We start from the raw sequence: 12,766 nt of genomic DNA, 5'->3' as shown, positions 1-12,766 counted from the left end.
CGCGCCCCCTTTGGCCCCCACGCTTCAGTGGCTGGGCGTAGGCGGGCGCACCGGAGCGGAGCGAGGCGAAGATGCTCATCCAGCTTTGAAGGTGACGTAGGAAACCTCTTGTTAATTTTTCCCCCGGCGAGGGTGTTCGTCGCCCGGTCCGGCGTCGCGGAGCTGACGTCGACGATCCTCACCCAGGACCAGGTGAAGAATCTGGTGGAGCGGATGCTCAAGCCCTCCGGTCGCCGCATCGACCTGTCCTCGCCGTTCGTGGACGCGTCCCTACCTGACGGATCCCGGCTGCACGTAGCCATCCCCGACGTCACCAGGAGCCACTGGTTCGTCAACATCCGCAAGTTCGTCACTCGCGCCCACCAACTCGACGATCTCGTACGCCTCGGCACTCTGACCCACCAGGCCGCACGCTTCCTTGCGGCGGCCGTCGTGTCCGGGCTGAACATCCTGGTGGCCGGAGGCACGCAGGCAGGCAAGACGACGACCTTGAACTGCCTGGCCGCCGCGATTCCGAGCAACGAGCGTGTCGTCTCGTGCGAGGAGGTCTTCGAGCTGCGTCTGGGAATCCGCGACTGGGCGGCCATGCAGTGTCGTCAGCCGAGCCTGGAGGGCACCGGGGAGATTCCGCTGCGCCGCCTCGTCAAGGAGGCGCTGCGCATGCGGCCCTCGCGGATCATCGTCGGCGAGGTGCGTCAGGAGGAGTCGCTGGATCTGCTGATCGCTCTCAATTCAGGCCTGCCCGGCATGACGACCCTGCACGCCAACTCTGCGCGCGAGGCGATCGTGAAGATGTGCACGCTCCCGTTGCTGGCCGGTCCCAATGTCAGCTCCTCCTTCGTGGTCCCGACCGTGGCCAGCTCCATCGACCTGGTCGTGCACCTGGGGCTCGAGCGCGACGGCAGCCGCCGCGTACGTGAGATCGCGGCCGTCCCGGGCCGTGCCGAGAACGAGGTCATCGAGATCGCCGAGCTGTTCGTGCAGCGGGACGGCGAGCTCATTCGCGGTGACGGATTCCCGCCTCATCAGGAACGATTCGCCCGTGCCGGGTACGACGTCGCCCACCTGCTGGGCGACCGCCCATGACACTCCTGCCTCCTCTCCTGCTCGCTCTCGGACTCTTCTGCATCTGGTGGTCGTTCTGGCCACGCGAGGAGCGCGTCGTGAAGCCGAGCACTCCCACCTGGCGCGACAAGCTCTCCGACGCCATCGCGCAGAGCGGCCTGGGGTCGATCAGCACCAACCAGCTCCTCGCGGTCTCTCTCGGCCTCGGCGTGCTGGTCTTCCTGCTGGCGATGGCCTCCACGTCGGTGGTGCCGATCTCGTTCGCTTTCGCCCTCATCAGCGGATACGCGCCGATCGCCTTCGTGCGGGGCCGGGCGCGGCGACGGCGTACCCAGATGCGCGAGCTGTGGCCCGACGTGGTCGACCACATCGCGTCCGCGGTCCGCGCCGGCATGGCGCTTCCCGAGTCGCTCTCACAGCTGTCGGTGCGCGGGCCGGAGGAGCTGCGGCCCGCGTTCCTGGAGTTCGCACACGACTACCGCGCCACGGGAAACTTCCAGAGCTCACTCGACGCCCTCAAGCTGCGCCTCAGCGACCCGGTGGCCGACCGGCTCATCGAGTCCCTGCGCATCGCGCGGGAGGTCGGCGGCACCGACCTCGGGCGTCTCTTGCGCACTCTGTCATCGTTCCTGCGTGACGACGGACGCACCCGTTCCGAGCTGGAGGCACGGCAGAGCTGGACCGTGAACGCGGCGCGTCTCGCCCTGGCCGCGCCGTGGATCGTGTTGGCGATGCTGGCGACTCGCGGCACGTCGCTGCAGGCATACCAGAAGCCGACAGGCGTCGTCGTGCTCATCGTGGGTGCCGCCGTGTCGATGGTGGCCTATCGGATCATGCGGCAGATCGGCCGACTGCCGGACGAGGCGCGGGTGATGCGATGACCTCCTCCGCCTCCTGGGCCGGCGCGCTCGTCGGGCTCGTCCTCGCTGCCGGGCTGGCGCTGATGTGGCTCGGGCTGCCCGTTCGCCGTCGTCCCGGACTGGAAGCGCGGATCGCGCCGTACGTCGACGACACGCCGCGTCCGTCCCGCCTCCTGCTCAGCTCCGACGAGCACCTGGAGGTGGGTCAGATCTTCGCTCCGCTGCTCCATCGGCTGGGCGCCGTCGTCGAGCGGGTGCTCGGCGGCGCAACCTCCGTCCGACGGCGGTTGGAGCGCGCCGGCCTGCCGCCCGACGTCGAGGGCTTCCGGGCGCAGCAGGCGCTGTGGGGAGTGGCCGCCGGGTTCGCCGGGACGCTGTGGGTGACCATGCAGATCCTGGGCGGTGGCACCTCGGTGGTGAGTGCGGTCGGCATCATCGTGATCAGCGTGGCCGCCGGAGTGGTCGCACGCGATCAGATGCTGACCCGGTCCGCCGAACGGCGCGAGGCGCAGATCCTGGCCGAGTTCCCGGCGATCGCGGAGATGCTCGCACTCGCCATCACCGCCGGCGAGGGGGCCGCAGCGGCGTTGGAGCGGGTGACGAAGCTGTCCTCGGGTCAGCTGTCCGGCGAGCTCGCGCGGTGCCTGGGAGATGCCCGTTCCGGCTATTCCCTGCCCGCCGCGCTGGAGGGCCTGGCCGACCGCACCGGCATCCCCGGGCTGGCCCGCTTCGTGGATGGGGTCGTGGTGGCCGTCGAGCGCGTCGTTTGCGCACACTACCATCCGGGGTGTGGAGACTCATCGAGCGATCACTTACTCGCGGCAATCTAAGGCCCGCGAGGACGACAGTCAGTCGAGCCCTGAGGCGCAGCGGACAGCGAGCCGGGCAATGATCGCGGCTCGTGGCTGGGAGCACGTCGGCGACTTCGAGGACGTTGGCAAGTCCGGTTATGACCCGAAGGTCCACCGCCCGGGGCTCGAGGCCGCTCTCGCCACGCTGGAGCGCGGCGAGGCCGATCGGCTCGTCGTGTACCGCCTCGACCGCCTCACGCGGCAGGGCGTGGGGGAGGCCGTTGACCTCGTGGAAACCATCCAGTCTTACGGCGCCGCGATGGTCTCAGCGACCGAGTCCTTTTTCGACCTCGCGAGCCCTATGGGCGTAGGCATCTTTGGCTTGTTCGCCGCAATGGCTAAGCAAGAGAGCTACAACATCTCAAGTCGCACCCGCGCAGGCAAAGCGGAGTTGCGCGCTGTCGGCTCGGCGTCCGGTGGGCGTCCGATCTTCGGTATGACCTCTCGCCGCGAGGTCCGCGGGCGTCTCGTGGCTCGCTTGCTTGAACCGGACCCTGTCGAAGCACTGATTTTGAGGGAGGTCGTTGCGCGCGTGATCGAGGGTGAATCGGTGCGCTCGGTTTGCGGTGACTTAAACGACCGGAAAGTGCGAACTAAAACGGGCTCTGAATGGGGGCCGTCCACACTTACGCGGGTCCTTCGCTCCCCGTCGATTGGCGGTTACATGCCGAAAGCGCGTGCTGCCGACGAGGCGCCACACATCCGAAACGGTCGCGCTGAGATCCAACGCGACCCCCAAACGGGCGAGTACGTCCAGCCGTGGGCGGGCGCGATCGACACGGGGACGTTTCACCGACTGCAGGACGTTCTAGACGCGCGGGTGAAGCCGCGCGGGAGGACTAGTCAAGCCTCTCTCTTCGGCGGATTCCTGCTGCGCTGCGCGTCATGTAAGGGGCCGATGTCAGCCGACCATCGTGGAGAGGGCATGGGCTCCTACCGCTGCTCTCGACATCGCCGCAAGTCGATTGAGTGCAAGGGCGCGGCCGTGTCAATCTTGCATGCCGATCGCTATGTCGCCGATGCTGTCTTTAGCCGCATCGCACGGCTGGATGTCGAACGCTTGAGCGACGCCGAGCTACTCGCCGAGGTGAGCGACCGTTTCGCCGGTAGTGTTGAGTCCGATCCTGGCAGGCGAGCCGAGCTCCAGGGAATCGCTGCAGACGCGCAGCGCGCGCTTGAGCGCTTGGACGACGACCGCGCCGCAGGAGTCTTCGAGGGCGATCTGGGAACGGCCCGGTACAAGCGACAGATTGACGCGCAAAACGCACGACTCGCACTAGCCGCCGAGGAGCTAGCGAAGACGGACGCTCAAGCTGCGCCGTATATCCCGTTCCTCGACCCCGCCAACCTCGGCGATGAGGGACCATTCGGGCAAGACGGATTTTGGACGTTGCAGTCTGTCGAGGGGCGCCGTGAGTTCCTTTCGCTGTTCCTGGATGCAGTGGACGTGCGCAAGTCGACGCGAAATGGTGGAGGGAATGCGCCGTTTCGCGGAAAGGACCGGTTGGCGCTGGTTTGGGCGGCCCGGGAGGAAGGCCCGTAGCTCTCACATCCTCTGCCTTGCAGGTGACACACTTGGACCATGAATGCAGCAGAAGCGGTGGTCGCCGCGGGAGGCCTAGCCGGGCTGTTCGGGTTCGGGGGTGCGTGGTTGAGCGGTCATTACGCTGCGGCGGCAGCGAGGAGCCAGGGCGAGAAGACTCTCGAAGCTGCCAAAGAGCAGGCGAAGGCAACGGTGCTAGCGGTCCAAACACAAATAGGCGACGCCGCCTCTGCGAGAGATGTTCAGCGAGAGGACGACCAAGCCAAACGCGACCAGGCGCGCAGTGAGGAAAAACTCTCAGCGCGTGAACAAGCTGAGGACGATTTTGTCGCTTTCGTGCGTGACACGTTGCTGTGGTCGAGCCTCGAGGACATTGAAGCCTCCATGCGTAGGGAAAGTGAGTCATCGGTAGCTGGCCTACCAAGCAGGGATCTTGTCCGAGAGGAAGCCAGGCGGCGAATAGGCGAGCTGTGGAAGGCGCTCCTGCGGGTGCAAACATCAAGCTCCGCGAGGGTCGCGAGATTAGCGTTGGAAATTGTCGGGGGGACGCAGTCGATATTGGTCGTAGTGTATGCCGCGGCTACTCAGTTCCAGCCTTTGGACGCACCGTCGACAAATGATGTATTCAGTAAGGTTAACGACCTTCTGTGGGCAGTCAGGCAAGAGCGTGGCCTGAGTGTCGAAGGTGGGACAGATACGCCGGATCATTCTCCCGGATAGGCTCGATGAACCTCACGAGCGTCCGAAGCCCCGCTCGCGCGCTTAGGCGCCTCGCGTCCGGGTCACGCCATTTCGGATCGTGTGCCCGCATGCTGGCGCATCTCTTACCTAGAGGTCACACCGGCCGCGGGCGTACCGCCGTACGCGCTGGCGCATCTCTTATGTGGAGGTCACACCGCGCGGGCCACGTGCCCGCGGACTGGCGGACCTCTCTATAGGAGAGACCGTCACACCCTCGCCCGGTTCCCCCCGGGCGCTGGCGCATCTCTCTAGTGAGGGACCGTCACATCGAGAGGCACCCGCCACATGTTCCAGATCCATGACCCACGTATCTGCCGATTCTGCCCGGCGTGCGGTGCGGCCCTTAGCCAGGCCGCCTTTACCTGCGGGCAAACCTGCAGGCAGCGTGTTTCGCGCGCCAACCGCACCGCATACCTCTCCCAAAGCTAGACAGCTAGCCGCCACTGGCGAACCACCCTCCCGCTCCTGAGCGGCTAGCTGTCATCTCCTCGCCGCGCCCCTCCTACGCGGCGACGCCGCCTAGCGCCTGGGAAGCGCTGGGACGGCATCCGGTCCGCGGCTCCATGGTGACGAGTCGACCGTGCCGGTAGTCCTGCTGCTGCGCTCCTCCTGATCAATAGCCAGGGGTCGAGCGCGCAGCGGGGCCCACCTCACCCGCTCCCAGCTACCGAAGGGCCTAACCGTGAACCTCACGCGCACGCTGCATAACGATGACGACCGCCGCGCCTACTGCCGCCTGATCTCCGAGACGCCTCCCAGCTCTCACCCTCGCGACCCCGACGCCCCGGTCGAGCGCCTGTCCTTCGAGCCTGGCGCCCGCGTAACGATCGAATGGCCCGGCGACGTGCTCGAGGTCGACGGCGAGCTGCGAGCGATGCCCGCGGAATCTTTCGAGCTGACCGCCGATGACAGCGGGGAACTGACCGCCTGGGCCTAAGCGCCCGCCCCTATTCCACGAACGGCACTCGCCTAACGGGCGGGTGCCGTTCGTCATGCCTACGCGGGCACTAAACGCGGCGAGTCGCGGATTCTCTCTAACCCGCGTGCACCAAACCGGCTACGCGAGCCTTAATCGCGGATAGCGCGCGACCGCATGCGCTTTTAAATAGCGGGCCTTTCATCATTTCTTGCAATTCCGAAAGGCCACATAATGGCTAACATCATCATCACCCCCGGCACTAACTCCGCATTTGCCCCCGATAAGTCTTTTGTAATCCCGCGTACGGACCTTGAGGGCTTCCTACTGCAGCAGATTACGACCGTCGTTGGCTCCCTCGAGGGCGACGCCGTCCACGCCCGTATCGGCGTCGTGGACGACGACCCAACTTCGGCAATCGTGAAGGAAGGCGACCCGATCGACGAAGGTGCCGTCACCTTCACCGAGCACGTCGTGCAGACCTCCAAGTTCGCAAACCTGCTTGTCATCTCGAACGAACAGCGGCGCCAGCCGGACGGCCTGGGAGAGATCGGTAACGCTCAGGTCCGCTCCGTCGCGGCGATCGCCAACCGGCAATTTCTACAGGCGGGAACGGCGCCCAAGGGCATCCTGTCCGGCGTCGCTCCGACCGCGCTCGGCGACAACACGGACGCCCTGGTCGACGCGCTCGCGGTGATCGAGGGCGCGTACGGCAACAACGTGCAGGTCGTCGCTCACCCGACCGCCGTCGCGGCGCTGCGCAAGTTCAAGACGGCCGCGGGCTCGAATATGCCCGCCCTGGACCTGGCGGCCGACACCCTCCTCGGGCTGCCGCTGATTAAGTCGCCTGCCATGCCTGCCGGGCAGGTGCTCGTCATCGCGAAGAACGCCGTCTACTCGGCGATTTCGCCGCTGACCGTGGCGCTCTCCGAGGAGTACGCCTTTAACCGCGACGGCGTCGCCACCCGCGCAACCTGTCGCGGCGGCTGGGTCATCGCCGACCCCGCCCGCCTCGCGCTGCTCTCGGTCGAATCGACCCTCTGAGCCACACCTCAGCCCGCTTAGACCCCGCCCCTCTCTTCGCCGAGAGGGGGCGGGGTCTGCCGCGGTGCCCGGCGCCGTCGTAGAGCGGCGCCCGCCACTTTCGAAACCACCCCCCTAGCGACCCCTGGGCCACCGGCTAACCCGTCGGGCGGCCCCACCCGCCCGCCCCAAGGAGTCCCCTCGTGTCCCGTACTGCCGCCGCGCCGTGGAAGAGATTCCGAGCTGCCTACCTCGCCGAGGTGCGAGCAGGGGACCTGCCCGACCTTTGCGAGCTGTGCGACGGGCGCGTCGACGTCGACCTAAAGGCGCCTCATCCTGAGCACCCTCAGCTCGACCACCTGATTGGGTATTCGGTAAATCCGCGGCTTGAGTTTGAGCGCTCAAACATTCGGCTCGTGCATGCGTCGTGTCATCGCGAACGTGGCGACGATGGATCGCAGCTCGAACGCGCGAGGCGACAACAAGCCGCCGAAAGGCTATTCAAAGACGCTTTCGGATTCTCCATGAATCCCGACTCGGGCGTTGCCTAAGCGCTGGGCCCTGCGTGCCGCTCGGCTCGCGTCTGCCGCAGCTCTAAGTGCCGCGTCTGGCATCCTGGCGGCCGCATAGGTAGCTGGTGAGCGCTCACTAGACGCGACTCTAAGCGACGCGTCTGCCGCGGGATAACTCCCGAAACCTTTCATTGCTGTACGCAGCGCTAGGGCGGGGGTAACCCCACGAAAGCGGCTAAAAGGGCTCACTCCCTAGCGAGGTGATCCGCCCCCACCGCGCCTCGCGTACCGAGAAACTCACCCGAAAGAGAGTCGAAATGGGCCGACCGCTGATTTACCCGCCGATCCCTGAGCCTGGTTTTGCTGCCGAGGTTGAGAAGGGGCATCGGGCCACCCTCGCGGCGGTTCTCTGCGTTCTCGCTCGTCGCCTCGACGCCGGAACGTCCACCCGGGATCTCGCGTCCCTCGCGGCGCTTCTGCAGACCACCGCCCGCGAGCTGGCAGCGCAGGACGGCGCCGACGCCGCATCTCCCGCCGCCATCATCTAGGAGCTACACAATGCCCACCCCCGAGCACATCCCCGCCGCGCACGTACCGGCCCCGCCCCGCGGCACAGCCGTCGCCGCACACGCGGCGAAACCGACCTACGCGCAGCACGGCTGGCGCCTGGACACACGCCGCGCGAGTAAGCGCGAGGTCGACTCCATCATCGCCAAGGCTGCAGGTCCTCGAACGGTCGGCCAACGCCGCCACCAGCCGTGCGTCGTCCCGCGCTGCCCGGCAGAGGGCGCCGCCGCCGAGCTGCTGCGGCATGCCTACCTGGCGCACCCCTCGCTCGTCGGCCCCCGCTACCTCCCTGAGCAGAAAGTGCCCCGTCGGCGCATCTCTTTGATGACCGATCTTCAAGTTTCCCCGCCTCTGACCTGGCAGAAAGTCTCCCGGCCCTGAGCCGGGCGAGTTGGTGTGCGGACACCTACCCCGCGGCTTAGTCACCCGCACTCGTCGCCGGGAGCGGCTCACCTTCACGGGTGGGCCGCCTCCGGCGTCTTGTCCGTTCACCGCCTGCATTACCCGCGCACTTGACCTGTGTGCGGCCGTCCGCACGATCACCTCGAAAGGCACCTCTATGTCCTATCTCGCCCGCTGGGCCGCCGCCCTCGACCTGCGCCCTACCGTCAACCCTTCCGGCTGCGTCCTGCCCCTGATCGGCAAGGGCTGCAAGCGCCCGAACGGCCGCCCGTGTGTCTGCGACACCCGCCCGGCCGTTTTCGATCACGTCGCCACCTGGCGAGCCGCCACCCCCGGCGCCCTAGTGCTCACCGCGCACCCCTACCGGGTCAGCGACCTGGACGCCGTGGCCCTCGAAGCGCACCTCGCTCCGCACGGCCTTACCTATGCGATCGGCGCCGACGGAACGGGCACCTGGTCACGACAAGCCGAGGCACACACCGGCGGTAACGGCACCTGGACGACACCCGTGGCCGTGTCACTCGACGCCGCCCTCGCGCACCGCGTCGCCCGCCACGACGAACCCCTGACGGCCCCGGCATGAGCACCGCAGGCGCCACCTGCGAAGGGCGGCCGGTCCCCCTTGCGCCGCTGTGCATGTTTGACGACCGGCTGACGAATGACGCCCTCCTCGGCGTCGAGTTGTACGCCGGCCGTTACGACCGCTGTCGTGCGGTGGGCCTACCGGACCCGAAGATCACCCGCGCCGAGTACGCCGCCGCGTGCGGCGTGGGCGGCATCGAGCCGCTACCGGAGATCCTCGCCGACCTACCGGACACCGACGACGGTCTGAGGCGACTCGAAATCTTCGAGCGACCCGCGGCCGGAAGTCGTGGGTCGTTCCAGGAGCATGCGCAGCCGGAGGAGATGACGACTGACGCTTACGACACCTTCAAATCCCACGCGCTCACCCGTTCGGCGCTGCTGTCCCTGCCGAAGCCGGACCCGTTTATCACGGGCACGTTCAACCGGCGGTCGGTCATCGTTCTGGCGGGCGCGGAGAACGTAGGTAAATCCTTTGTCGCCCTTGATTGGGCCGCCTCAATCGCTACCGGTACACCCTGGCTTGGCCGCCCCGCCGAGAGCGCCCGCGTGCTTTACGTCCTCGGCGAAGGCGCCCACGGCATGGGCGACCGGCTCCTTGCCTGGGAGGCCGCCCGCGGCGTCACTGTTGGCGAGACCGACCTCATCGTCTACGACACTGCAATTCAACTCACCGACGCGGCCGCCCGGGATCTCCTCAAGGCATATATCGCCGAACAGGGTTTCGACCTGGTCATCCTGGACACTCTCGCTCGCATGGCCGTCGGCCTGGACGAGAACTCCGCAGATGCGATGGGCCGCCTTATCGACGCGTCCGATGACATTCGCCGCGCCACGCCAAGCGGCTCCGTCGTTCTCGTGCATCACGTCAGCAAGGCCGACCGCGGTGCCCTGCGAGGCTCGTCGGCGCTGTCCGCTGGCGTCGACACCGTCTACATCGCCAGAGGCACCGGAGAGGCCACTCTGAGCCTCACGCGCACGAAGCAAAAGGATGGGAAGCGCGATGACACCCTCGATCTGCAGCTCGTCCCGCACGCCGACGCCGTAGTGCCTGAGCTGGTCGAGCGCATGGCCGACCCGGACGCCGCCAAGCTCGCCGAAGCGTGCCGCGTCCTCGCGGCGCACGACGGCCCGATGACCCCGAAGGATCTCCGAACCGCGCTCAGCCTGAATAACGAGGTCGCGCGGCGCATCCTCGACGGCCTTGAGCGGCGCGGTTTAGCGGAATCGTCGGCGCTACTGAACCGCGACGGCTCACGAGACAGACGCGGCCGAACAAGCGTCAGTCTGACCCCGGACGGGCGCACGTTCGGCCTCGCCGTACACGACGCCCTAGCCGAAGCCCGCGCCCGCCACGACGCGGCGCACCCTACCCTTGCCGACGATGCCCGCGCTCACGCTCGGGACCTCATCGAATGATTAAAAACGCTGCCACCCTGGCCCTCTTTTGAGCGCACGGGTAGGAGCGTTGCTGCGTTTCGTCTCGGGGACACGACTCCTTGTCCCCGAGCGTCATAGTGTGTCCAAATTTGCGGTAGGGGAAACGTCAGATTTTCGCTCCATCGCTGGGAAGTACCGTCGCCGAACGTGCTCGGGGACAATTTCCAGACCTAGTTACGATAGTTGTGTCCTCGAGCGCGCTATCTCGTATTAGAGGCGGCGCCCGCGGGAGCCGTTGAACGCGGAGGTGGCGGCGGACAGCATCCGGAGAGTGTCTGAGCTAAACCCCTGAAAACCTCCCAGACTGATCCCCACTTGACAATCTATGATCGCGCCTCCCACAATTTTGTTTGTTTGGAATTTGGTTTCATCTTGGCCAAATTCAATAATACCATTTTGCGACCGCTCGTAAAGGCTGGCAATGGTCGCCGGGAAAGTGAACATATTTGCGATGTGTGCGTGGTCGGGGTGCAGTTGGACGAAATCGTCTTCCGTATTCACGTCGCGAAACTCGATATAAAACATATCGCCATTTGCGAAGTGCACTTTTAGGTGTCGTCCACGGGGAGGGCACTCGACGGAATTGGCGCCAGGGTCGACGGTCCAGACATTATCTTCTAGCCACGCACGCGGAGATCCAGTGAGCGACGGCATCTTGAAATTGAGCAGCAGATACCCGTCGTCGTCTCGATTGAAATAAACGCAACGCTCACCGTTAATCTGTACTAGAGTTTCACAATCGTAAAAAAGCTGAGAGCCAATGAATACGATCAAATCTCGCCGCATGTAGTCGAACGCGCCAGACGTTTCCCTCTGTTGCAAGGAGCTAGCACGTTTGAGCTCTGATAGATACTCAGCTTCATAGTAGTCCCCGTCGGCCTTAGCCGCATGATTAGAGCACAGGGCGATCATCCCGGCAGGGTTGTGGTGATGTGCAACTCGCCACGGCGGCCCGAAGTGGTGAAAAGTCAGGTATGGAACCCCGCAGCCTGGGATGGGGCACTGGAAAGAAACCTCCTTGCACAGGGCGTCCCTTACCTGCTTCGGGGGTCTGCGAGTTAGGCCTTGCCCAGTCGATTCCGTCTGCATCGGACCAGGATAGTTGTGCGACTCCGGATCTGTCTCCGCCCGGCGTGAATTTGCTACCCAGCTAAGGCAAGTCGATCCTTGCCGAAATCCAAACTCAGGTTTGGCTGGTCGCCGGCAGGGGTTTAGGTCGCGTTACGTCAATCGCGTCTAGCCATACGCCCTGAACAGGAGCCACCCGCACATGCCATAGCAACACCCACACGCATTGTCCCTGCCACCGCGCCGCCCGACCTCTAACGTGCTCCTCGCCATCGGGCCATTGCAGCCGAACGATGACGGCTATGGGCGCGGCTGCATACGTTGCGTGCCTCGGCCGCGGCGGCCAACACGCATTTAACGGCTCCTCGTGCCCGAGCGGAGATCCGCCAGTCCCAGACCCGATCGTCGCCTGCCCCGCCCCGCCGCCCATGCGGGAACGCTAAGGATCACGGCTGACAAACAGCACGAGGCCGCCGCCCTCCCGGAGGAGTGCGGCGGCTCTCGTGTGCTGCGTGGCGCTCGTCTACTCGATCTCGAGTGCTGCGGCTTCCGCATCGAGTGCTGCGGTCTCGGCCTCCACGAGCATCGCGTTGGCTGCCGCAGGCAGGCCCGCCATCACGCGTACTTCGGTGATGAGGTCGGCAGCTAGTCGTGCCTGGGCGGCTGCGGTGCTGACGGCGAGGTCTCTTGCGTCGGGCATCGGGACTCCTGTGTGCTCAAAAAACGCGAACGGTCGAGCGGGAAACCCCGCTCGCCGACGTCATGCGGGCCCAGGCGCAGGACGCCCGTGATGCCAGCAAACAGGCGCTCATCGAGCTGGGAGGGCGACGCGAGATCACCATGATGATCCCCGTGGTCTTCCTGGTGCTGCCGGTGACAGTGGCCTTCGCCGTCTATCCCGGTCTGAGCAGCCTCAATCTGTGAACCCGCACGTCACCGATGAAAGGGAAGTCCCATGAGATCACTGTCCAAGCTGTCCGATCGCCTGACCCGCCGACTGATCGAGGCGCCGTACCGGATGCGTGACGAGCGCGAGCGCGGCGACGTCCCCGGATGGGTGCTGATCACCCTGATGACAGCGGGGCTCGTCACGGCCCTGTGGAAGTTCGCGCAACCGCAGTTGACCTCCCTCTTCGGCAACGCCATCAACTCCGTCAAGGGCTGATGACGCCGGTCGCGGCGCTCCGCGACCGGTT

At 65.8% G+C, this 12,766-nt stretch carries 14 protein-coding genes and 1 pseudogene; 13 read left to right on the top strand and 2 right to left on the bottom strand.

The window, feature by feature from the left end:
* Positions 1–27: 27 nt before the first annotated feature.
* The 11 genes from JOB34_RS03030 (at position 28) to JOB34_RS02980 (ending at position 10,481) form a co-directional block, all read left to right on the top strand.
* Positions 28–1,086 carry an ATPase, T2SS/T4P/T4SS family gene (locus JOB34_RS03030; protein ID WP_347813694.1) on the top strand — a complete coding sequence of 353 codons (1,059 nt, stop codon included), beginning with the start codon at positions 28–30 and terminating at the stop codon, positions 1,084–1,086.
* The gene (locus tag JOB34_RS03025) at positions 1,083–1,946 is read left to right on the top strand and encodes a type II secretion system F family protein (RefSeq protein WP_179479386.1); all 864 of its coding nucleotides are present in this window, start codon (positions 1,083–1,085) and stop codon (positions 1,944–1,946) included. The genes JOB34_RS03030 and JOB34_RS03025 overlap by 4 nt, the downstream gene beginning before the upstream one ends.
* Positions 1,943–2,755 (top strand): type II secretion system F family protein, encoded by an 813-nt coding sequence (locus JOB34_RS03020; protein WP_208051328.1) that lies wholly within the window; start codon positions 1,943–1,945, stop codon positions 2,753–2,755. The genes JOB34_RS03025 and JOB34_RS03020 overlap by 4 nt, the downstream gene beginning before the upstream one ends.
* On the top strand, positions 2,661–4,319 hold the full coding sequence (locus JOB34_RS03015; RefSeq protein ID WP_243757526.1) for a recombinase family protein: 1,659 nt from the start codon (positions 2,661–2,663) through the stop codon (positions 4,317–4,319). Before JOB34_RS03020 ends, JOB34_RS03015 begins: the two co-directional genes overlap by 95 nt.
* A gap of 39 nt (positions 4,320–4,358) precedes the next feature.
* The gene (locus JOB34_RS03010) at positions 4,359–5,039 is read left to right on the top strand and encodes a hypothetical protein (RefSeq protein ID WP_208051326.1); all 681 of its coding nucleotides are present in this window, start codon (positions 4,359–4,361) and stop codon (positions 5,037–5,039) included.
* A 703-nt stretch (positions 5,040–5,742) separates the two neighbouring features.
* Positions 5,743–5,997 carry a hypothetical protein gene (locus JOB34_RS03005; RefSeq protein ID WP_208051325.1) on the top strand — a complete coding sequence of 85 codons (255 nt, stop codon included), beginning with the start codon at positions 5,743–5,745 and terminating at the stop codon, positions 5,995–5,997.
* Positions 5,998–6,210: 213 nt separating this feature from the next.
* Positions 6,211–7,020, top strand: a complete 810-nt coding sequence (locus JOB34_RS03000) for a phage major capsid protein (RefSeq protein WP_208051324.1) — start codon at positions 6,211–6,213, stop codon at positions 7,018–7,020.
* Positions 7,021–7,828: 808 nt separating this feature from the next.
* Positions 7,829–8,059, top strand: a complete 231-nt coding sequence (locus tag JOB34_RS02995; RefSeq protein WP_208051323.1) for a hypothetical protein — start codon at positions 7,829–7,831, stop codon at positions 8,057–8,059.
* A 10-nt stretch (positions 8,060–8,069) separates the two neighbouring features.
* Positions 8,070–8,459 (top strand): hypothetical protein, encoded by a 390-nt coding sequence (locus JOB34_RS02990; RefSeq protein ID WP_208051322.1) that lies wholly within the window; start codon positions 8,070–8,072, stop codon positions 8,457–8,459.
* 178 nt (positions 8,460–8,637) lie between these two features.
* A complete protein-coding gene (locus JOB34_RS02985; RefSeq protein WP_208051321.1) occupies positions 8,638–9,063 on the top strand; it encodes a hypothetical protein in 426 nt (141 codons plus the stop codon).
* A complete protein-coding gene (locus tag JOB34_RS02980; RefSeq protein ID WP_208051320.1) occupies positions 9,060–10,481 on the top strand; it encodes an AAA family ATPase in 1,422 nt (473 codons plus the stop codon). The genes JOB34_RS02985 and JOB34_RS02980 overlap by 4 nt, the downstream gene beginning before the upstream one ends.
* Positions 10,482–10,712: 231 nt before the next feature.
* On the opposite strand, the gene JOB34_RS02975 is transcribed toward JOB34_RS02980, so the two are convergent.
* Both JOB34_RS02975 and JOB34_RS02970 read right to left on the bottom strand, forming a co-directional pair.
* Positions 10,713–11,414 (bottom strand): hypothetical protein, encoded by a 702-nt coding sequence (locus JOB34_RS02975; RefSeq protein WP_208051319.1) that lies wholly within the window; start codon positions 11,412–11,414, stop codon positions 10,713–10,715.
* A gap of 679 nt (positions 11,415–12,093) precedes the next feature.
* The gene (locus JOB34_RS02970) at positions 12,094–12,270 is read right to left on the bottom strand and encodes a hypothetical protein (RefSeq protein ID WP_208051318.1); all 177 of its coding nucleotides are present in this window, start codon (positions 12,268–12,270) and stop codon (positions 12,094–12,096) included.
* A gap of 32 nt (positions 12,271–12,302) precedes the next feature.
* Between JOB34_RS02970 and JOB34_RS02965 the strand changes: the two are divergent.
* Both JOB34_RS02965 and JOB34_RS02960 read left to right on the top strand, forming a co-directional pair.
* Positions 12,303–12,494 (top strand): annotated as a pseudogene (locus JOB34_RS02965) (pilus assembly protein TadB); the annotation flags it as partial.
* Positions 12,495–12,525: 31 nt separating this feature from the next.
* A complete protein-coding gene (locus JOB34_RS02960; RefSeq protein WP_208051414.1) occupies positions 12,526–12,735 on the top strand; it encodes a hypothetical protein in 210 nt (69 codons plus the stop codon).
* Positions 12,736–12,766: the final 31 nt, after the last annotated feature.

The sequence above is a fragment of the Allobranchiibius sp. GilTou38 genome (assembly GCF_017565325.1).
GTDB classification, from domain to species: Bacteria; Actinomycetota; Actinomycetes; order Actinomycetales; family Dermatophilaceae; genus Allobranchiibius; species Allobranchiibius huperziae.
Note: the sequence above shows the minus strand (reverse complement) of the source record. Positions and strands in the feature narration are given on the sequence as shown.

Excerpts from the sequence above, each read along its gene's own strand:
- JOB34_RS02985 (WP_208051321.1), top strand. The coding sequence starts at position 8,638 with ATGTCCTATCTCGCCCGCTGGGCCGCCGCCCTCGACCTGCGCCCTACC.
- JOB34_RS03015 (WP_243757526.1), top strand. The coding sequence starts at position 2,661 with ATGGGGTCGTGGTGGCCGTCGAGCGCGTCGTTTGCGCACACTACCATC.
- JOB34_RS02995 (WP_208051323.1), top strand. The coding sequence starts at position 7,829 with ATGGGCCGACCGCTGATTTACCCGCCGATCCCTGAGCCTGGTTTTGCT.
- JOB34_RS02975 (WP_208051319.1), bottom strand. The coding sequence starts at position 11,414 with ATGATCGCCCTGTGCTCTAATCATGCGGCTAAGGCCGACGGGGACTAC.
- JOB34_RS02970 (WP_208051318.1), bottom strand. The coding sequence starts at position 12,270 with ATGCCCGACGCAAGAGACCTCGCCGTCAGCACCGCAGCCGCCCAGGCA.
- JOB34_RS02960 (WP_208051414.1), top strand. The coding sequence starts at position 12,526 with ATGAGATCACTGTCCAAGCTGTCCGATCGCCTGACCCGCCGACTGATC.
- JOB34_RS03010 (WP_208051326.1), top strand. The coding sequence starts at position 4,359 with ATGAATGCAGCAGAAGCGGTGGTCGCCGCGGGAGGCCTAGCCGGGCTG.
- JOB34_RS03020 (WP_208051328.1), top strand. The coding sequence starts at position 1,943 with ATGACCTCCTCCGCCTCCTGGGCCGGCGCGCTCGTCGGGCTCGTCCTC.
- JOB34_RS02980 (WP_208051320.1), top strand. The coding sequence starts at position 9,060 with ATGAGCACCGCAGGCGCCACCTGCGAAGGGCGGCCGGTCCCCCTTGCG.
- JOB34_RS02990 (WP_208051322.1), top strand. The coding sequence starts at position 8,070 with ATGCCCACCCCCGAGCACATCCCCGCCGCGCACGTACCGGCCCCGCCC.
- JOB34_RS03000 (WP_208051324.1), top strand. The coding sequence starts at position 6,211 with ATGGCTAACATCATCATCACCCCCGGCACTAACTCCGCATTTGCCCCC.
- JOB34_RS03025 (WP_179479386.1), top strand. The coding sequence starts at position 1,083 with ATGACACTCCTGCCTCCTCTCCTGCTCGCTCTCGGACTCTTCTGCATC.